The organism is Methyloferula stellata AR4 (genome assembly GCF_000385335.1).
Taxonomy (GTDB): Bacteria; Pseudomonadota; Alphaproteobacteria; order Rhizobiales; family Beijerinckiaceae; genus Methyloferula; species Methyloferula stellata.
The window spans coordinates 379,606-399,028 of the sequence record NZ_ARWA01000001.1; the positions used below are offsets into that span (position 1 = coordinate 379,606).

Here is a 19,423-nt window from a genome sequence, read left to right on the forward strand (position 1 = left end):
AGTTCTTGAGAGCCGATCCGGCCGAAACGCGCGGTCCTGGCCGCTGCGGCGCCGGCGCCCCACCGGGATGGAACGGCTTTGCCTCAAATGTGCTAGATGTCGCACAACAGGCTGCCGTCAGGCGGCGATTTCACGCGAGACGCGATGACCGACAGCGACGCCGACGCAAGGCACAAAGAAAAAATGATTAAGCGCAAGGCGTTGCAAGATGCCGAAGTCGCGTCGAAGACGATTGCCGAAAAGGGCCTGCTGATCGTCAACACTGGTACGGGCAAAGGCAAGTCGACGGCCGCCTTCGGCCTTGTTCTGCGCGCGCTCGGACATGGGTTTCGCGTCGGCATCGTGCAATTCATCAAGGGCGCTTGGGAAACCGGCGAGCGTACCGCTCTGGCGCGCTTTCCCGATCTCATTTCCTGGCACACGATGGGCGAGGGCTTCACCTGGGAGACGCAAGACCGCGCCCGCGATGTCGCCGCGGCGCAAAAAGCCTGGGCCAAGGCGCGCGAGTTGATGGACGATCCATCCATCAAGCTTCTCGTTCTCGACGAATTGAACATCGCGCTACGCTACGATTATCTGGCCCTGGCCGATGTCCTGGCCGCGCTCGAAACGCGCAGGCCGGATCTGCATGTCATCGTCACCGGACGCAATGCGAAGCCGGAGCTTCTCGCCATCGCCGATCTCGTGACCGAGATGGGGCTCGTCAAACATCATTTTCAGGCAGGCGTGAAGGCGCAGGCCGGAATCGAGTTCTGATCCGTGCCTCTGGAGCGGGCCGCCCCAAAGATTGACTTCCGCGGTCGCCGCGCCCACAATTCGATCATACGATGGTCCTTCATTCAGAAGGTGAAAAGGGAATGCGGCCGGATCGGTCCCCAAGACCGGTGCGGACAATCCGTAGCTGCCCCCGCAACTGTGAACGGGAAGTCGGATACGAAAGCCACTGGTCTTAAGAGACTGGGAAGGTCGTATGCGATGTCGATCCGTGAGCCAGGAGACCTGCCATCGAGCCCTATAACCCTGAGACTGCCGGTGGGGCGGGACGGAGGATCGTATGAACACCCAAAACCAAAGCCTGGATCAAACACTTGCCGCTGCGGCGCCCGCCGCCCGTATCGAGGTTTTGAAAGCCGCCCTTGTGGCTTTTGTCGCCGGGAGCGCGCTCGTCTACGCCATGGGCTTCGCCCATCCGAGCCTTCTTCACAATGCGGCGCATGATTGGCGCCACGGCATGAACTTCCCCTGCCATTAGGTGCATGATTCTGAAAAGTTACAGACTTTTCGGACCAAGATCATGCGCCGGAAATCGAGGGGCTCTCATGTTGAAGCGCGTTTTTTCGACCGGCTTGCTGGCCGGCCTCGTCGCAGGCTTGGCCCTTGCCATCCTGCAACATTTCATCACCGTCCCGCTGATTCTGACGGCCGAGGTCTATGAAACAGCGGCCGAAGCCGCCGCGACACCGGCGGTACATGATCATGGCGCCGGCGATCATCATCACGATCATGCCGCACAGGACCAGCCGAAAGAATGGTCGCCCGCCGACGGGCTCGAACGGACTCTCTCGACCTCCGTCGCGACCATCGTCACCGCCATCGGCTTCGCGCTGATTCTGCTCGCCGCCATGCTGCTGGCGGGCGAAGAGATCACGCCCATGCGCGCTTTGGCCTGGGCCGCCTGCGGCTTCGCGGCGACTGGCCTTGCGACAGGGTTGGGCCTTGCGCCGGAATTGCCGGGCAGTGCCGGCGCGGCGCTTGAGTCACGGCAGATCTGGTGGATCGCGACCGCCTTCGCAACGGCGCTCGGACTCTATCTCATGTTCCGCGCGACGCCACTCTGGGCGCGGCTCGGCGGCTTGGTCCTCGTGCTTCTGCCGCATGCGATCGGCGCGCCGCATGCGCATAATTATGTCAGCACGGCCCCTGCCGAACTCGCGGCGCAATTCACGGCCTCTTCGCTTGTCGTCCATGCCGCGCTCTGGGTGATCGTTGGCGTCAGCGTCGGATATTTCTGGATGCGCATGGGCTCGCCTGCCGAAATGGAAGCGAGCCGATGAACACATTCTCCAAGATTCCCGTCACGATCGTCACCGGCTTTCTCGGCGCCGGCAAGACGACGCTCATCCGCCATGTGCTCGAACATGCGAAGGGCCGCAGGCTCGCGCTCATCGTCAATGAATTCGGCGACATCGGCGTCGATGGCGAGATTTTGCGCGCCTGCGGAATCGAAAGCTGTTCGGAAGAAAATATCGTCGAACTCGCCAATGGCTGCCTCTGCTGCACCGTGGCGGATGATTTTCTGCCTGCGATCGAAGCGCTCATTTCGCATGAGAAACGCCCCGAACATATTATCGTCGAGACGAGCGGGCTCGCCTTGCCGAAGCCGCTGGTCAAGGCTTTCGACTGGCCGAGCGTAAGAGCCCGGCTGACGGTCGATGGTGTCATCGCCGTCGTCGATGGCGCCGCCGTGGCGGCCGGGCGCTTCGCCGATGACCCCGCTGCCGTGCTGGCGCAGCGCGAAGCCGATCAGGCCGTCGATCACGACAACCCGCTCGAAGAGGTCTACGAAGATCAATTGCTCTGCGCCGATCTCGTCGTCTTGAACAAGGCCGACCTTTTGGACGAGGCGACGCAGACAAAGGTCCTCGCCGAGATCACGGCCAGCCTGCCGCGCGCGGTCAAAATCGTGCCGACTCGCGACGGCGTGATCGATCCCGCGGTTCTGCTCGGCCTCATGGCCGCGGCGGAAGACGACCTCGCCAATCGTCCCTCACATCACGACACCGAGACGGAGCACGACCATGACGATTTCGATTCTTTCGTCGTCGACATAGGCGCGACGCGAGACCCGGATGCTTTGCTGGCGCAACTTCAGACAATCGTCGCGGCGCATGATATTTTGCGCATCAAGGGCTTTGTCGAAGTCATGGGCAAACCCATGCGGCTTCTGGTGCAGGGTGTCGGCGCGCGCTTTCGCTCGCATTTCGATCGCGCCTGGGCGCAGGGCGAGCCACGCCGCAGCCGTCTCGTCGTCATCGGCGAAAAGGGCCTCGATCGCGCCGCCATTTTGCGCGCGCTCGCGGCTTGACCGCAGGGAGGATGAGGACACCGGATGCATATCCTGGCCGAACAGATCAGATCGCTGGACGAAAACGTCCCGGCGGTCGATCTTGGCCAGACGCCCGCCGAAATCGTGTTTCTGTCTTTTACCGATTCCGATCTGTCGCTGGCGGCGATGGTTCATACGCAGATGGATCATGGGTCCCCTTTCCCTCACCCTGAGGAGCCGCCATCGATTTCGGATTTATCCGAAATCGACATCATTGATGTTGAAGTCGCGCAAGCGCGACTTCAATTGGCGGCGTCTCGAAGGGCGAGGGAAAGCGAAAAGCAAATTGAACCCGCTGTTTTCAAGGTCCCCTCGCGCTTCGAGACGGCTGCTGCACAGCCTCCTCAGCATGAGGGGAATTCTCCTCCCATCGACGTGCAAAAACCGACGCTTCGCCTCGCCAGCCTTGGCGCTCTGCAGCATCCGTTTTCGGTCGATCTTTATCTTGAACAAGTGGCAAAGCACGCGAGCTTCGTGCTCGTGCGCTGTCTCGGCGGCCTCGATTATTGGCGCTATGGCATAGACGAATTGAGCCTGGCCGCGAAGCGCCACGGCTTCGATCTCGCGGTGGTCCCGGGCGATGCCATGGAAGATCCACGGCTCGACGCGGCTTCAACTTTGGATATCGCGGATCTGCGGCGCATCTGGGCCTGGTTTCAGGCGGGCGGCCCGGACAATATGGAAGCCTTGTTCGGCTGGCTTTCGACACGGCTCGGGCGCCCTGCCGAATGGCGCGAGTCTGCCGAAGTTCCGGCCTTCGGCATCTGGTATCGCGCGGCGCACGGCCGAGACGACAACAAGCCCCGCGCACTCATCGTCTTCTATCGTGCCTTTCACCTCGCAGGCGATACGGCACCCATAGCCGCCTTGCGCGACGCTTTATGCGAACGCGGCTTCGAGGTCACGGCGGTTTATGTAACGAGTCTCAAAGACGCCGCCGTCATCGAACCGCTTGCGCATCTGATCGGGGAATTCCGGCCTGACGTTATCCTCAACACGACTGGCTTTTCGAGCCGCAAGGACGCGGGCGGCTCCGTGCTCGATGGCGCAGACGCGCCGGTCATTCAGGCCATACTCGCGACAAGCTTTCGCGAGGCCTGGTACCAAAGCCTGCGCGGGCTCGGCGCCGCCGATCTTGCCATGAATGTCGTGCTGCCCGAAGTCGACGGGCGCATCATCGGGCCGGCGATTTCTTTTAAGGCCGATGGCGCTCGCACGGAGGCTCAGGAGTTCACGCCGGTCTTTCATCGCCCCGAAACGGAGTCCATTGCCCGCGTAGCCGATCTCGCTGCCGCCTGGGCAAGGTTGCGGAAGCTGCCGCGCAACGAAAAGACGATCGCACTTGTGCTCTCGGAATATCCCGCGAAAGGCGGACGCACAGGCTATGCGGTCGGCCTCGATGGCCCCGCAAGCCTCGCATCCATTACCGAGGATTTACGCGATGCCGGGTTCGACATCGGGCCGCTCGGAGCCGCCCCGGATTTGATCGCAGCGCTCGAAAGCCAATCGACGATCGCTCTTCCTGTCGCGACTTATCTCGATCTCTTTCAATGTCTGCCGGCCGCGTTTTGCGAGGCCGTGACCAAAGCCTGGGGCGAGCCGGCGGATGATCCCGCCGTGCATGAGGGAAGCTTTCGCTTCAAAGCCATCGCTTCAGGCAAACTCATTCTTGCCGTTCAGCCGGATCGCGGGCGCCGCACGAACCGCGGCAGCGATTATCACGATCCCAACATGCCGCCACGCCATGCCTATGTCGCCTTCTATCTGTGGCTCCGCCAAATCGTGCGGATCGATGCCATGATTCATCTCGGCACGCATGGCACGCTCGAATGGCTGCCGGGCAAGGCCGTCGCTCTTTCGGAGACCTGCGCGCCTGCCGCTCTCCTTGGTGCCGTGCCCGTGATCTATCCTTTCATCGTGAATAATCCCGGCGAGGCGACGCAAGCCAAGCGAAGGCTTTCCGCAGTGATGATCGGCCATATGACGCCGCCCTTGCGGATCGCGGGCACGCATGGCGCAACGCAAGACATCGAAGCGCTGCTCGATGAGTTTTCATCCGCCCAGATGCTCGACCGGCGGCGCGCCGACAGGCTCGCCGATCTCATACTGACAAAAGCAGAGAGCGCCGGTCTCGCCACCGAATGCGGGTTGACGCCGGATCTCGACCGCGCCGCTTCGCTTGCGAGACTCGATGCCTGGATGTGCGACATCAAGGATATGCGCATCAATGATGGGCTGCATATCTTCGCCCGCCTGCCAGAGCGCACACAGATCGCAGAGACGGCGGCGGCCATGGGCATGACTGAGGACGCGCTTGCCTCGCTCTATGCACGCTCGGCCGCGGCCGAACGAGACGCCTTGATCGCCGCGCTCGACGGGCGTTTCATCGATCCCGGCCCCGCGGGCGCGCCGGTCAAGGGACGGCTCGATGTTCTGCCGACCGGACGTAATCTCTATGCAATTGATCCCCGCGCGGTGCCGACGCGCACGGCTTGGGAGATCGGTAGCACCATCGCCGAGGAGATCGTCGCGCGCTATGTGCAGGATCATGGCGATTGGCCAAAGCGCATCGTGATCGATCTTTGGGGCAGCGCCTCGATGCGCACCGGCGGCGACGATCTCGCGCAGGCTTTTGCGCTTATGGGCGTAAAGCCCGTCTGGGACAATGCGTCGACGCGAATCTCGGGCTTTGAAATTCTGGCGATGGCGCGGCTCGGCCGGCCGCGCATCGATGTCACGCTGCGGATCTCGGGCCTTTTCCGCGACGTCTTTCCGACTCAGATCGCGCTTTTCGATCAGGCTGTCAGAGCCGTCGCCGCGCTCGACGAAGATGACGAGACAAATCCGCTCGCGGCCGTGAGCCGCTGCGGGCTTGCCCCGCGCATTTACGGCGCGGCGCCGGGCGCCTACGGCACAGGTCTCTCGACCACGATCGCAAACGGCGCCTGGCAGGAACGCGGCGAACTGGCCGAGATTTATTTGGATGCGTCGCATCATGCCTATGGCGCGATTGGAGAGGCTGTTGCGTCGCCATCGGATTTCCGCGCCTGCGTCCGGGATGCCGACGCTTTCGTGCATGTGCAGGATATAGCCGGTCAGGATCTGCTCGATTCCGATGCTTTCGCCGAGCACGAAGGCGGCTTTGCCGCCGCGGCCGAGATGCTGGGCGCAAAGCCAGCACTTTATCATGTCGATGCCACGACACATGCCGCGAAGGTTCGCACCACGAAAGAAGAGATTGCGCGGGTCCTGCGCGGCCGCGCGACGAACCCGCACTGGATCGCAGGACAAATGCGGCATGGCTATCGCGGCGCGGCCGAAATTGCCGAGACAATCTCCAATCTCTTCGCCTTCGCCGCGCTGAGCGACGCGGTCGAACCGCATCAATTCGAGCTGATGTTTGAGGCGACGCTCGGCAATGAACCTGTGCGGGATTTCATGATCGCCGCCAATCCAGCCGCGGCAGCCGCGTCGGCACGGCTCTTTGACGAAGCGATCCGCCGCGGCTTTTGGATCACGCGACGCAATTCCGTCGCGACGCAGATCGCCGAGACATTGGAGCGCGCGGCATGAACCTAGCGCCACGCCCACCGACGATCAAAGGCTGGTGTCCGACGGCGCTTCGTCCGATGGAGACGGGCGATGGGCTTCTCGTCCGGCTTCGTTTCACGGGCGGCGACGTCACGGCCGGACAATGCCGGGCAATCGGGCACGTCGCGCGCGCCTATGGAAACGGCCTCATCGATCTCAGCCAACGCGGCAATCTGCAATTGCGCGGCGTCAGCGCCGGAACGCTGCCCGCTTTAACCGCCACCCTCTACGACTTCGGCCTGCTCGATGCCGACATGCCGGGCGCGCCCGCCGTCATCGGACCACCGCTCGCAGGGCTCGACACCACGGCAAGCGTCGATGGCAAAGCCCTCGTCCGCGCGCTGGAAGCAAGGCTTGCCGCCGCATCGGATTTGAATGCCTTGCCCGACAAGTTTTGCTTTCTCGTCGATGAAGGTGGACGCCTCGGCCTCGATAATGTCGCGGCCGATATACGGCTCGCAGGCCACGATGGGCACGTCGTGCTTGCCCTTGCAAACGGCGCCGGCGCGTCCACGCCCGTCGCTTTGACGGATCGGCCTGGCGCCATCGATGCCGCGCTGGCCCTCGCCCTCGCCTTTCTCAAGCTGCGCGGCGCTGTCTCGGCCCGGCGCATGACGGATCTCGTGCAGGCGATCGGCGCTGCAGAGGTGGCACGGGCAGCAGGCTTTGCGCTCGACGCTCCGCTGCCGTCGCTCGCGCTTCGCGCCACCGAAGCACAAGATATCATTGGCCCGCGGGAAGGTTTCATCGGCGTCGCTGCGCCCTTCGGGCGTCTGCATGCCGATCAGCTCGATCTGCTCGCGTCCCTCGCGCCAAATGGCCTTCGCTTGACACCCTGGCGCTGCATCTTATTGCCGGGCACAAAGCCCGAAGCCCTTGAACTCTCCGAGCGCGCGGGCTTGATCGTCTCGCCCGAGGACGCGCGTTTGGCCATAGTTGCATGCCCTGGACACCCTAGCTGCGCGGCGGCACAGATCGACACGCGCCGCGCGGCCGAGGCTCTTGCACCACTGGCCCGCGCCTTTTCACCAAAGGGCATAGCGATGCACATTTCTGGATGTTCCAAAGGCTGTGCGTCCGCCTTGCCGGCGCAGATCGCGCTCGCGGGACGCGACGGCGCTTACGATCTCATCTTCAACGGCCGCGCCGATGCAGAGCCCACCCTGCGCGGCCTCGATCTCGCGCGAATGCTCGCAGCGCTTCGCGAGGCCCAAGCCGGAAAGGCCAACCCATGACGGCAACGGCTACCACCTATATTCGCGACGGTGCCGAGATCTACCGGCGGTCTTTCGCGATCATCCGCGCCGAGGCCGATCTCGCCCGCTTTTCGCCGGAAGAAGAAAAGATCGCGGTGCGCATCATCCATGCCTGCGGCCTTGTCGAAGCCGCGGCGGATATTTGTTTCGCGCCGGGCGCGGTCGCCGCCGCGAAAGCGGCACTCCAGTCCGGCGCGCCCATCCTTTGCGATTCCTCCATGGTCGCCAACGGCATCACCCGCGCGCGCCTGCCTGCCAAGAATGACGTGATCTGCACGCTGCATGATCCGTCTGTGCCGGCGCTTGCGGACAGGATCGGCAATACGCGCACGGCCGCTGCCATGGAACTCTGGCGCGATCAAATCGGCGGCGCCGTGATTGTCATCGGCAATGCGCCGACAGCCGCCTTCCGGCTGCTCGAATTATTGGACGAGGGCGTGGCTAAACCCGCCGCTGTCATCGGCATGCCGGTCGGTTTCGTCGGTGCGGCGGAATCGAAAGAAGCCTTGATGGCGGATGGCCGCGTGCCTTTTCTCGTCATACGCGGGCGGCGCGGCGGCAGCGCCATGGCGGCAGCGACCGTCAACGCGCTTGCAAGCGAGAAGGAATGAATATGCGCGACCCCGCCATTCCGTTGATCGCTCCGCACAAGGACAGCACCATCACGCTCGGCACATTGCACGGCATCGGGCTTGGTCCCGGCGATCCGGAGCTTGTGACGGTCAAAGCCGTGCGGCTCATTCAAGCCTCGCCCGTGCTTGCCTATTTCGCCAAGAAAGGCTGTGTCGGAACCGCCCGCACGATCGCCGACTCGTGGATCATCCCCGGCACCGAGGAACTGCCGCTTTATTATCCGATCACCACCGAAATTTCCTTCAAGGAGAAGGCCTATGCCGAGAAGCTTGGTGCCTTCTACCAAGAGGCATCGGCGGAGATCGCTGCCAAACTCGCAGAAGGACGCGATGTCGCGCTGATCTGCGAAGGCGATCCGATGTTCTACGGCTCCTTCATGCATATATTCATGCGGCTAAAGGAGAACTTCCGCATCTCCGTCACGGCGGGCGTCACCGGCATGTCGGGCTGCTCCGCCTCCGCCGCGCAGCCCATCACCTGGGGCGACGACGTGCTCACCATATTGCCGGGCACATTGCCATTGGAAGATCTGACGCGCCGGCTCGCTGAGACGGATGCGGCCGTCATCATGAAGCTCGGCGCCAATTTCAAGAAAGTGCGCAGCGCGCTCGAAACCGCGGGTCTCGCCGCCCGCGCGCTTTATGTCGAACATGGCACGACCCCGAGCGAACGCATTCTGCCTCTGTCGGAAAAGCCCGATGATACGGCTCCCTATTTTTCGCTGATCCTCGTGCCCGGCCAAGGACGAAGACCATGAACGGCGGCGCGGCAGGCGAGCTTCTCGTCGTCGGACTTGGCCCCGGCCCCGATCAATGGCGGACGCCCGAAGTTGAAGATGCACTCAGCCGCGCCACCGATCTCATCGGCTATAAGACCTATCTCGATCGCTGTCCGCAGCGCGATGGCCAGATCCGCCATGCGAGTGATAATCGCGTCGAACTCGATCGCGCCCGCGAGGCTATTGCATTGACCCGCCAAGGCCACACTGTCGCTGTCGTCTCCGGCGGCGATCCAGGCGTCTTCGCCATGGCGGCGGCGGTGTTCGAGGCGCTTGACGCAGATGCCACGGCACGCGACATCATCGTCACCGTCATGCCGGGTGTCTCGGCGATGCAGGCCGCCTCGGCACGGCTCGGCGCACCGCTCGGCCATGATTTTTGCGTGATCTCACTGTCCGACAATCTGAAACCCTGGTCCTTGATCGAGCGGCGGCTCAAGGCGGCGGCGGAAGGCGATTTCGTCATCGCACTTTATAACCCAGCCTCAAAAGCGCGGCCGACGCAGATCATTCAGGCCTTCGATCTTCTGCGCACGCATAAATCGGGCGAGACGCCCGTCGCCTTCGCGCGCGCCATCGGCCGCCCCGGCGAAGCCATGCTGATCACGACGCTTGCCGAGGCCGACCCGTCGGTCGCCGATATGGCGACATTGGTGATTATCGGCTCGTCGCAGACGCGGCTCGTGCCAAGGCCCGGTGCCGCACCTTGGATCTATACGCCGCGATCGACCCCGGATCGCGCGGGATGAGCCTCGATGAAGCGGATTACCTCTTGCGGATCATGCAGCGTCAGCCCGTCTTGGCGTGGCGGCGGACGGATCATCACGACCGGAAGTCCCAGCGCCCTCGCCGCCGCGATCTTGCCATAGGTGGCCGCGCCGCCGGAATTTTTCGTGACCAGGATCTCGATCTTTTCTTCGCTCATCAGCATGCGCTCAGCGCTTTCGCTGAAAGGCCCGCGATCGAGAATGATGCGTGCGCGCGGCAGACCCAAAGCCTCGGGCGGATCGATGGTGCGGATCAGATAATCATGCTGAGGGGCCGCCTCGAAGGCCGCGAGCCCAAGTCTGCCACTCGTCAGGAACACCCGGCGCGGCTCATCGCCCAAGGCCAGCGCCGCGGCGGAAAGATCATCGGCCTCGATCCAATGATCGCCCTCGACCGGCGTCCAAGGCGCGCGCGTCAGCGTGATCAGCGAGATTTCGGCGAGCTTCGCGGCGGCGATCGCATTGGCGGAAATCCGCTCGGCGAAGGGGTGACTCGCGTCGATCAGCACATTGATTTTTTGCTGCGTGAGATAAGCTGCCAATCCTTCCGCGCCGCCAAAGCCGCCGATGCGTACCGGAACCGATTGCGGCGCCGGGTTAGCCGTCCGCCCCGCGAGAGAGAGCGTAGCCGACGTATTGCTGGGAGCGATCAGCTCGCAGAGCTTCGTCGCCTCCGTCGTCCCACCAAGAATGAGCACCCGCATGATCTTGTCTTTCCGGCACGGTCTTTGTCGGCCTTGAACGACGACTATAAAGGGCTTTGCACTTTATCCAAAGAACAGAACGCGCGGGCTCGCCGGTTATGACGGCCGCAATGACTTCGCCTTGGCTCAGCATCGTCGGGATCGGCGACGACGGCATGGATGGCCTGTCGGCCCCCGCACAGAAGGCGATCGCTGAAGCCACGTTTCTGGTGGGCGGTGCGCGGCATCTTGCGTTGGTAGGGCAAACGGCATGCGAAAGCCTGGCATGGCCCTCCCCATTGCAGGACGCCTTTCCGGCGATCCTGGCACGACGGGGCAAGCCCGTGGTCGTGCTGGCGACGGGCGATCCGTTTTTTCATGGCGTCGGCTCGTTGATCGCAGAGCAGATCGATCCGGCGGAGATAGCCGTCTTTCCGGCACCCTCCGCCTATGCGCTCGCCGCGGCAAAGCTCGGCTGGGCCGGGCAGGAGTGCCGGCGCATTTCGCTGCATGGCCGCGCACTTGAGCGGATCATTCCGCTTCTTCATCCCGGAGCCAAAATCCTGGCTCTCTCTTGGGATGGGACCACGCCGCGAAAGCTGGCGCAGCTTTTGGCCGAAAGAGGCTTTGGACCTTCCAAACTCACCGTGCTCGAAGCTTTGGGCGGCCCGCGCGAAAAAATCCGCTCATGCCAAGCCGATCAATTCGCCCTTGAGACTATCGATGCCTTGAATACGATCGCGCTCGAAGTGGTGGCCGGCGTAGGCGCGCGCGTGATCCCCTTCACGCCCGGTCTGCCGGACGATTGGTTCGAACATGACGGGCAAATCACCAAGCGCGAGATCAGAGCGGTCACGCTTTCGGCGCTGCGGCCCTTGCAGGGACAATTGCTCTGGGATGTCGGCGCGGGCTCCGGCTCCATCGGGATCGAATGGATGCTCGCCGATCCGAGCTGCCGGACAATCGCGATCGAAGCGCATGCCAACCGCGCGGCGCGGATGCATCGCAATGCCTTGGCGCTCGGCGTGCCCGATCTCAAGATTATCGAAGGCCAGGCGCCCGCCGCCTTCGCCGGCCTGCCGCCACCCGATGCCGCCTTCATCGGCGGCGGCGCTACCGATCCGGGCGTGCTCGAGGCCGTGATCACGGCGCTGAAGCCGCTCGGTCGGCTCGTCGTCAATGCCGTAACTTTGGAAACCCAGGCGCTGCTCATCGCGCAACACGCGCGGCTTGGCGGCGAACTGGTTCAGCTTTCGATTGCCCGCGCGGATCAGGTCGGGACGTTTCACGCCTTGAGGCCGGCGATCGCGGTCCTTCAATGGAGCATCTGTTTCGATCGAGAAATCCAATGACAGAGAGCACAAGAACCGAACTTCTTTCGATTATGCATCGTTTCGTGGAAAAAGAGATTGACGTAGCTACCTTCGTTTCGACCTACCAATTTGCATGGAAAAAGTGGCGAGACACCAACGAACTTTACAAACCCGATAAACTTCACTCTAGCGCATATAATCGTGCGTTTACGGCCGCCGACTGTTATCAGCCTGAGACAGATTACAAAACGGATTGGGCTATCGGTGAAAATCAACTTCGATCCGAGATTTCCGAAATAATCACTGAGGTTCAAACCATCAATGCGCTTCCTCTCGCCATCGGCATTGGCTGCAAAACGGGCGTCTCGGCCGGTGCGATCATTTCGTTGATCGAAAAGGCCTGCGGCCAGATCGACGGCAAACCCGCCGCGCTCTATACAGCGGAAGAAAAATGCGCCGAGCCAGCGCTTGGCGAAGCCGCGCGCCGCCTGGGTCTTCCGCTGGTCCCTATCGCACGCGCGGCGCTCAAAGAGGCCGCACCGCGCGCCGTGACGAAGTCGTCGCGCGTGCTGGCCCTTTTCGGCGTACCCTCCGTCGCGGAAACCGCGGCGCTTGCCGGTGCTGGACCCGGCTCGCAGCTTGTGCTTCCTCGCGTCAGCGCAGACGGCGTCACTTGCGCTATCGCCGCTTCGAAAGAAACACCATGACCATTCATTTCATCGGCGCCGGTCCGGGCGCTGCCGATCTCATCACCGTGCGCGGCCGCGATCTCATCGCAAGCTGTCCGGTCTGTCTCTATGCGGGCTCTTTGGTGCCCCAGGAGCTCCTTACCTATTGCCCGAAAGGCGCGCATATCATCAATACGGCGCCGCGTTCGCTCGACGAGATCGAGGCGGAGATGATCCGCGCCCATGCGCTCGGCCTCGATGTCGCGCGGCTTCAATCGGGCGATCTCTCGGTCTTCAGTGCGCTCGCCGAACAATTGCGACGGCTCAACGCGCGCGGCATTCCCTATACGATCACGCCGGGCGTTCCGGCTTTCGCGGCAGCCGCCGCGGCGCTCGGCCAGGAACTCACCTTGCCGGAGGTCGCGCAGACCGTCGTCCTCACGCGCACGTCTGGACGCGCCTCGGCCATGCCGCCGGCTGAAAAGCTCAGCGCCTATGCCGCGACAGGCGCTGTGCTCGTGATCCATCTGTCGATCCATGTAATCGACAAGATCATCGCGGAAGTGACGCCCTTTTACGGCGCGGATTGCCCGGCCGCGGTCGTCTTTCGCGCCTCATGGACCGACGAACAGATCTTCAAAGGCACGCTTGCAACGATCGAAGCGCAGGTCAAAGCGGCGGGCCTCGAGCGCAGCGCGATCATCTTCATCGGCCGCTCGATCGGCGCTGGCGATTTTCGCGAAAGCGCGCTTTATTCCGCCGATTACGACCGCCGCTTCCGGCCGAAAGGCGAGGCATGAGGCGCGCCTTAGTCGACCTTGCGAAACGGCGTACGGCCAACGAGCGCGCCAGCACGATCGAAGACCACGATCTCAAGCTCGCTCTCGCTTGCCAAAGTCTGCGCCGCAGTATGCCAAGCATGTTCCGCGACATGTTCCGCCAGAGGCAAGTTGCGCTTCTGCGCCTCGTCCAAAACCTCGTTCGCCGTATTGGCGCCGCGCACCCATTGCACGAAACGATCGTCGCCTCCGGCTTCGCGCGCGCGCTCCGCGAGCCAGGCGAGATCGACGGGCCCCGCGCGCGAATGCAGATCCAGCATGCCTTGGCCGAGCTTTACCAATTTCGCAAAGCCGCCTGCGACCGTGACTTTCTCTACGGGATGCTGCCGCAGATATTTCAGCATGCCGCCGGCGAAATCGCCCATCTCGATCAAGGCCTGCTCGCTCAGCCCATGCAATTGCCGCACGGCGGATTCGGAGGTCGAACCCGTCGAGCCCGCGACATGCGCAAGCCCGGCCGCGCGGGCGATATCGATGCCGCGGTGAATCGAATGGATCCAGGCCGAGCAGGAAAAAGGAATGACAATTCCGGTCGTGCCAAGGATAGACAATCCGCCGATGATGCCGAGCCGCGCATTGAGGGTTTGCTTTGCAATCTCTTCGCCGCCGGGAATCGAGATCGTCACCGTGACATCGCGCGGACCGCCGGTCGCGTTCGCTGCTTCCGTCAAAGCAAGTCTCATCATTTCGCGCGGCACGGGATTGATGGCGGGCTCGCCGACGGCCAGGACCAACCCCGGCCGCGTGACCGTGCCGACGCCAGGGCCCGCGCGAAACAGAATGCCCGCGCCCGGCGGCGCGGCGGTGATCGTCGCAACGACGAGCACGCCATGCGTGACATCCGGATCGTCTCCGGCATCCTTGACGACTCCCGCCCGCGCTCCGTCCGGCAACGCCTCGTTCAACGCCAAAGCGAAGGCAGGACATTGACCGCCCGGCAATGTGATGATGACCGGATCGGGGAAGCTGCCGGTCACCAAGCCGTAATAGGCGGCTTTGGCGGCCGCCGTCGCGCAAGCGCCCGTCGTCCAGCCGCGCCGCAAAGTCGGACCGGAGTCTTCGGAGAATTCCTCAATGGGCGGTTCGTCCATGCCGCCTTAGATAAAGCATGACGCCGCGCAGTGCATCTCCGGCACCCGGCCTTCTGATCGGCGCGCCACGCTCCGGCTCCGGCAAGACGACGATCACGCTCGGCCTGCAGCGCGCGCTCGTCAGGCGCGGGCTTGCCGTGCGCGGGCTGAAATGCGGCCCGGATTATATCGATCCCGCCTTTCACGCGGCGGCGACCGGCAAGCCCAGCGCCAATCTCGATAGTTTCGCCATGCCGGACCTTTTGCTTGCGAGCCTCGTCGATGAAGCTTCGCAAGGAAGCGATCTCATCCTGGCCGAGGGCTCGATGGGGCTTTTCGACGGAGTTCGACGACCTTTTCATTTGGAGCGGGATGCGGGCGGAAAACCGGGAGCCACTTTTCCTCATCCCGCTCCGCCCGGCCACACGGGCGCGAGCGCCGACATCGCGGCTTTTTGCGGCTGGCCGGTGGTGCTCGTCATCGACGTGTCGGGCCAAGCGCAATCGGCAGCAGCCGTCGCGCTCGGCTGCAGGAGCTTCGATCCGCGCATCCAAATCGCCGGCGTGATCCTCAATAAAGTGGCAAGCGAGCGGCATCGGCGTCTCGTCGCAGACGGCATGGCTGCGATCGGCCTGCCGGTCTTCGGCGCTCTGCCGCGCGAGGCGAGCCTCATTCTGCCGGAGCGGCATCTGGGTCTCGTCCAGGCCGGCGAGACGGCCGACCTTCATGCGCGCCTTGATGCTTTGGCGCAAGCGATCGAAGCCTCGGTCGATCTCGACGCGCTTGTGGCAGCAGCAGCGTCGACGCGGCCCGCATCCTCAAGCTCCACGCATCATGCCTTGCCGCCGCCGGGCCAAAGAATCGCGATTGCGCGCGACGCGGCTTTTTCCTTCGTCTATGCGCATGTGGAATCGGGGTGGGCCGCGCAGGGGGCCACGCTTTCTTTCTTCTCACCGCTCGCCGACGAGCCGCCGCCGCGAGATTGTGACGTTTGCTGGCTGCCGGGCGGCTATCCGGAGCTTCATGCGGGAAAACTCGCGGCCGCGGAGCGTTTCCGCGCAGGCATACACAGCTTCGCGGAGACGCGGCCGGTGCATGGCGAATGCGGCGGCTATATGGTGCTGGGCGATGCGCTTGAAGACGCCGATGGCACGGCCCATCGCATGCTTGGCCTTTTGCCTGTGACGACGAGCTTCGCCAAACGCAAATTGAATCTCGGCTATCGCGTCGCGCGCCTCAATGCCGATGGCATTCTAGGGCCGCGCCGGACGGTGCTCATCGGCCATGAATTCCATTACGCAAGCACGACGAGCGCTGCCCCATCCGAGACGCAGGCCTTTGCGCGAAACGCGGATGCCGAGGGAAATGATCTTGGATTTTCCGGTCATCGCGCCGGCCATGTAAGCGGCACATTCTTTCACGCCATCGCGCGCTCTCTTTAAGTGAAAAACTCTCACGCGCTCTGCCCGGAGAAGCGCTTGATCAGCCAAGCCGCCGCCGGCCCTGGCGGCGTATCGGTGCGGTGGATGGCCTGGAACACATAAGCGCCTCCGCGCCATTCCGGAATGTCGAGCCGTGTCAGACGTCCCGCCGCGAGATCCTCGCGCACCATCGGTTCCGGCATATTGCCCCAGCCGATCCCGGCGAGCAGCAGAGCATGTTTGGTCGAAAGATCGGCCATGCGCCAGGAGCGCGTCGCAATGACGCCGAAATCACGGCCCTCCGTGAGGGAGGAGCGGTCGCTGAGCACGAGCTGCACATGCTCGCGCGCGGCGCCCGGCACATTGATACGGTTTTGCGCCAGAGGATGGCTCGGCGCAGCGACGGGCACGAGTTCCACGCCGCCGATCTGGCTCGTTTCGATCTCCGCTATCCGCACATCGAGCGGCCCGCTGATGCCAATCGTGGCGACGCCATCGCGCACGAGCTGCGTTACCGCGCCCAAAGCTTCGACATGAAGGCGCAAGCTAACGGTCGGGAATTCCGCCTCGAAGGCGCGCATCGCATCGACGAGTCGCTCGGTCGGCAGCATGATATCGACAGCGAGCGCGACTTCGGCCTCCAACCCGCTGAGCAGGCCTCTCACTTTCGCGAGCAGATGATCGATGCCGGAATTCACCGCGCAGGCTTCCGACAAAACCGCGTTGCCGGCCTCGGTCAGCACTGGCTTTCGCGTCGATTCGCGGTCGAACAAAGCGACGCCGAGCTGCGATTCGAGATTGGCGATCGCATAAGAAATGGCGGAGGTCGCGCGGCCGAGTTTGCGGCCCGCCGCCGCGAAACTGCCGGTTTCGACCACGGTCAGAAAGGTCTTGAGCTGATCGAGGCTCGGCGTCCCGGGTCCTTGCATGTCGAATTTCCTGAACGATATCGTCAAGACTTTACGGGTTTTTTGGCCAAATGCGAAGCGCTAGAACTCGGCGCCAGCGTCAGGGGCGTCTCATGACGATTCAGTCGAACAGTCTCATCGAAAGCGTGATCCTGCCGAATAGCCGCGACATCGGCGGTTTTACGGTGCGCCGCGCGCTGCCTTCGGCGCAGCGCCGGACCGTCGGGCCTTTCATTTTCTTCGATGCCTTCGGACCCGCGGTCTTTCGCGCCGGAGACGGCATCGACGTCAGGCCGCATCCGCATATCGGCCTTGCGACGCTGACTTATCTGATCGAGGGCGAAATCGTCCACCGCGACAGTACGGGCGTGGTCCAGGCGATCGCGCCCGGCGACGTCAATTGGATGACCGCCGGTCGCGGCATCGTCCATTCGGAGCGCACGAGCGCCGATCGCCGCACGCGCGGCGGTTTGCTCTTCGGCCAGCAGATCTGGATCGCGCTGCCGCGCACGCATGAAGAGATCGATCCAGGCTTCTCGCATCACGCAGGCGCGACTTTGCCGCTGATCGCCGGCGATGGGGTGGAAGCCCGCCTCATCGCGGGCAGCGGTTTCGGCAAAACAGCGCCGGTGCCGGTCTATTCCGATATGATCTATGCCGATCTTGTCCTTCGGTCCGGCGCGCGTTTTCAAATCGCCGCCGATCACGACGAGCGCGCGATCTATGTCGTCTCCGGCGCGGTCGGTGTCCAAGGCGAGGAAGGTCAGTTCCTCCAAGATCAGCTTGTCCTGTTCAAGCCCGGCGCCGAAATCGTGCTGCTGGCCTTAGCGGAGACGCGCGTGATGCTGCTCGGCGGCGCGCCTCTGCCCGAAGAGCGGCACATCTTCTGGAATTTCGTCTCAAGCTCGCGCGAGCGCATCGAGCAGGCCAAAGCCGACTGGCGCGACGGCCACTTCGCCGGAGTCCCAGGCGAAACCGAATTCATCCCGCTCCCCGTGGAGACGTGAATCAGCAAGGAAAGACATCATGGCAAAAGTTCTGGTTCTTTATTATTCGACCTATGGCCATACCGAAATCATGGCCGGCGCCATCGCCGAAGGCGCGCGCTCCGCGGGCGCGACCGTCGATATCAAACGCGTTCCGGAAACGGCGCCCTTGGAGGTCGCCAAGGCGGCGCATTTCAAGCTCGACCAGGCAGCGCCCGTCGCCGTGATCGAGGACCTCGCCAATTATGATGCAATCATCATCGGCACCGGCACGCGGTTTGGCCGCATCTCGTCGCAAATGGCGAGCTTTCTCGATCAGGCGGGAGGATTGTGGATGCGCGGCGCGCTCAATGGCAAAGTCGGCGGCGCTTTTGCTTCGACGGCGACCCAGCATGGCGGCCAGGAGATGACGCTCTTTTCGATCATCACCAATCTTCTGCATTTCGGCATGATCATCGTCGGCCTGCCCTATAGTTTTCAAGCGCAGATGCGGCTCGACGAAGTGACCGGCGGCAGCCCTTACGGCGCGACCACCATTGCCGGCGGCGACGGCTCCCGCATGCCGAGCGCGAACGAGCTCGATGGCGCGCGGCATCAAGGTGCGCTCATCGCGGAAACGGCGAAGAAGCTTTTCGGCTGAGCGGGAGACAGCATGCGCCGCGAGCGGCGCACGATTTCGATCACGAAAATTTTTCCACTCTCCAGGTATTTTGTTTAGCCGCGCCGCTCTATCTCTGCCATTGAGGTTCGACCTTCACATGGCGGAGAGAGTCATGCGCGCCGTCGGCTATCAAAATTCTCTTCCGATCGAAGATCCAAACGCGCTCGTCGACATCGATCTGCCGAAGCCCGAGGCGAAGGGCCGCGACCTCCTTGTCGAAGTCAGAGCCGTTTCCGCTCCTTGCAATGACAGCCGGATAATCGGGCCCAGATCCTTTGGGAAAGCCTATTTCGCTTTCGCATCTGCTTTCTGGCTGTCGAAATCAAGCCGCGCGGCTTCGAAAGCACCGACGTGATCGGCGATCCAGCGCCCAAGCGGCATGATCTGCACAAGAAGCTCACGGCCTAAGCGCGTCAGCGCATAATCGACACGCGGGGGCACCTGCGGATAAAGCGTGCGGGAGATAAGGCCGTCGCGCTCGAGATGACGCAATGTCTGCGTCAACACTTTTTGGCTGACGCCCTCGACGCGCTCGAGCACGCGGGAAAACCGCAGAGGTGCATCGGCGCTGGCGAGCACATAAAGCACCCAAAGCGGCCATTTCCCGGCGATCCGCTCCATGAGCTCGCGTCCCAGGTCTTCCTGCGCCTCCGTCAGACCCTCGCACAGGTCTTCGCAAAGGTCTCCGATCTCTTTGGGCTCGGCCATCGTTTTGGTTTCCATAAGGTGCGTATAGATCTTTT

Annotated in this window: 19 protein-coding genes and 1 riboswitch; of the genes, 15 read left to right on the forward strand and 4 right to left on the reverse strand. The window is 63.1% G+C overall.

What is annotated here, in order from left to right; all coding sequences use genetic code 11:
* Positions 1-144: 144 nt before the first annotated feature.
* From cobO to cobJ, 9 genes are all read left to right on the forward strand, one after another.
* On the forward strand, positions 145-756 hold the full coding sequence (gene cobO / locus A3OQ_RS0101925) for a cob(I)yrinic acid a,c-diamide adenosyltransferase (RefSeq protein ID WP_026595390.1): 612 nt from the start codon (positions 145-147) through the stop codon (positions 754-756).
* A 55-nt stretch (positions 757-811) separates the two neighbouring features.
* Positions 812-1,021, forward strand: a riboswitch (cobalamin riboswitch).
* 33 nt (positions 1,022-1,054) lie between these two features.
* Positions 1,055-1,252: a CbtB domain-containing protein gene (locus A3OQ_RS0101930; protein ID WP_020173665.1), complete on the forward strand. Its 198-nt coding sequence runs from the start codon at positions 1,055-1,057 to the stop codon at positions 1,250-1,252.
* 67 nt (positions 1,253-1,319) lie between these two features.
* Entirely contained in the window at positions 1,320-2,054 is a 735-nt protein-coding gene (locus A3OQ_RS0101935) for a CbtA family protein (RefSeq protein WP_020173666.1), read from the forward strand.
* A complete protein-coding gene (gene cobW, locus A3OQ_RS0101940; RefSeq protein ID WP_020173667.1) occupies positions 2,051-3,085 on the forward strand; it encodes a cobalamin biosynthesis protein CobW in 1,035 nt (344 codons plus the stop codon). Before A3OQ_RS0101935 ends, cobW begins: the two co-directional genes overlap by 4 nt.
* A gap of 24 nt (positions 3,086-3,109) precedes the next feature.
* The gene (gene cobN, locus A3OQ_RS0101945; RefSeq protein ID WP_020173668.1) at positions 3,110-6,679 is read left to right on the forward strand and encodes a cobaltochelatase subunit CobN; all 3,570 of its coding nucleotides are present in this window, start codon (positions 3,110-3,112) and stop codon (positions 6,677-6,679) included.
* Positions 6,676-7,932, forward strand: coding sequence for a precorrin-3B synthase (cobG, locus tag A3OQ_RS0101950; protein WP_026595391.1), 1,257 nt, complete (start codon positions 6,676-6,678; stop codon positions 7,930-7,932). Before cobN ends, cobG begins: the two co-directional genes overlap by 4 nt.
* Positions 7,929-8,564 carry a precorrin-8X methylmutase gene (locus A3OQ_RS0101955; protein WP_020173670.1) on the forward strand — a complete coding sequence of 212 codons (636 nt, stop codon included), beginning with the start codon at positions 7,929-7,931 and terminating at the stop codon, positions 8,562-8,564. Before cobG ends, A3OQ_RS0101955 begins: the two co-directional genes overlap by 4 nt.
* Positions 8,561-9,343 (forward strand): precorrin-2 C(20)-methyltransferase, encoded by a 783-nt coding sequence (locus A3OQ_RS0101960; protein ID WP_020173671.1) that lies wholly within the window; start codon positions 8,561-8,563, stop codon positions 9,341-9,343. Before A3OQ_RS0101955 ends, A3OQ_RS0101960 begins: the two co-directional genes overlap by 4 nt.
* Positions 9,340-10,113 carry a precorrin-3B C(17)-methyltransferase gene (gene cobJ / locus A3OQ_RS0101965; protein WP_020173672.1) on the forward strand — a complete coding sequence of 258 codons (774 nt, stop codon included), beginning with the start codon at positions 9,340-9,342 and terminating at the stop codon, positions 10,111-10,113. Before A3OQ_RS0101960 ends, cobJ begins: the two co-directional genes overlap by 4 nt.
* Here cobJ and A3OQ_RS0101970 read toward each other — a convergent pair.
* Positions 10,077-10,835, reverse strand: coding sequence for a cobalt-precorrin-6A reductase (locus A3OQ_RS0101970; RefSeq protein ID WP_020173673.1), 759 nt, complete (start codon positions 10,833-10,835; stop codon positions 10,077-10,079). The two genes, cobJ and A3OQ_RS0101970, sit on opposite strands and share 37 nt — an antisense overlap.
* 110 nt (positions 10,836-10,945) lie before the next feature.
* Between A3OQ_RS0101970 and cbiE the strand changes: the two genes are divergently transcribed.
* The 3 genes from cbiE to cobM are packed head-to-tail and all read left to right on the forward strand — an operon-like array spanning position 10,946 to position 13,595.
* A complete protein-coding gene (cbiE, locus tag A3OQ_RS0101975; RefSeq protein ID WP_152428285.1) occupies positions 10,946-12,166 on the forward strand; it encodes a precorrin-6y C5,15-methyltransferase (decarboxylating) subunit CbiE in 1,221 nt (406 codons plus the stop codon).
* Positions 12,133-12,834, forward strand: a complete 702-nt coding sequence (locus A3OQ_RS23875; RefSeq protein ID WP_083931448.1) for a cobalamin biosynthesis protein — start codon at positions 12,133-12,135, stop codon at positions 12,832-12,834. Before cbiE ends, A3OQ_RS23875 begins: the two co-directional genes overlap by 34 nt.
* Positions 12,831-13,595, forward strand: a complete 765-nt coding sequence (gene cobM, locus A3OQ_RS0101985; RefSeq protein ID WP_020173676.1) for a precorrin-4 C(11)-methyltransferase — start codon at positions 12,831-12,833, stop codon at positions 13,593-13,595. Before A3OQ_RS23875 ends, cobM begins: the two co-directional genes overlap by 4 nt.
* 8 nt (positions 13,596-13,603) lie before the next feature.
* On the opposite strand, the gene A3OQ_RS0101990 is transcribed toward cobM, so the two are convergent.
* Positions 13,604-14,725, reverse strand: a complete 1,122-nt coding sequence (locus tag A3OQ_RS0101990; RefSeq protein WP_020173677.1) for a cobalt-precorrin-5B (C(1))-methyltransferase — start codon at positions 14,723-14,725, stop codon at positions 13,604-13,606.
* A 17-nt stretch (positions 14,726-14,742) separates the two neighbouring features.
* On the opposite strand from A3OQ_RS0101990, the gene A3OQ_RS0101995 reads away from it, so the two are divergent.
* Positions 14,743-16,146 (forward strand): cobyrinic acid a,c-diamide synthase CobB, encoded by a 1,404-nt coding sequence (locus A3OQ_RS0101995; protein ID WP_020173678.1) that lies wholly within the window; start codon positions 14,743-14,745, stop codon positions 16,144-16,146.
* Between the two features lie 11 nt (positions 16,147-16,157).
* Here A3OQ_RS0101995 and A3OQ_RS0102000 read toward each other — a convergent pair whose 3' ends face one another.
* Positions 16,158-17,054, reverse strand: coding sequence for a LysR family transcriptional regulator (locus A3OQ_RS0102000; RefSeq protein ID WP_026595396.1), 897 nt, complete (start codon positions 17,052-17,054; stop codon positions 16,158-16,160).
* Positions 17,055-17,146: 92 nt separating this feature from the next.
* On the opposite strand from A3OQ_RS0102000, the gene A3OQ_RS0102005 reads away from it, so the two are divergent.
* Both A3OQ_RS0102005 and wrbA read left to right on the forward strand, forming a co-directional pair.
* Positions 17,147-18,040 (forward strand): pirin family protein, encoded by an 894-nt coding sequence (locus A3OQ_RS0102005; protein WP_020173680.1) that lies wholly within the window; start codon positions 17,147-17,149, stop codon positions 18,038-18,040.
* A gap of 19 nt (positions 18,041-18,059) precedes the next feature.
* Positions 18,060-18,659 (forward strand): NAD(P)H:quinone oxidoreductase, encoded by a 600-nt coding sequence (gene wrbA, locus A3OQ_RS0102010; protein WP_020173681.1) that lies wholly within the window; start codon positions 18,060-18,062, stop codon positions 18,657-18,659.
* A gap of 306 nt (positions 18,660-18,965) precedes the next feature.
* On the opposite strand, the gene A3OQ_RS0102020 is transcribed toward wrbA, so the two are convergent.
* The gene (locus tag A3OQ_RS0102020) at positions 18,966-19,388 is read right to left on the reverse strand and encodes a winged helix-turn-helix transcriptional regulator (protein ID WP_244427075.1); all 423 of its coding nucleotides are present in this window, start codon (positions 19,386-19,388) and stop codon (positions 18,966-18,968) included.
* Between the last annotated feature and the right edge of the window lie 35 nt (positions 19,389-19,423).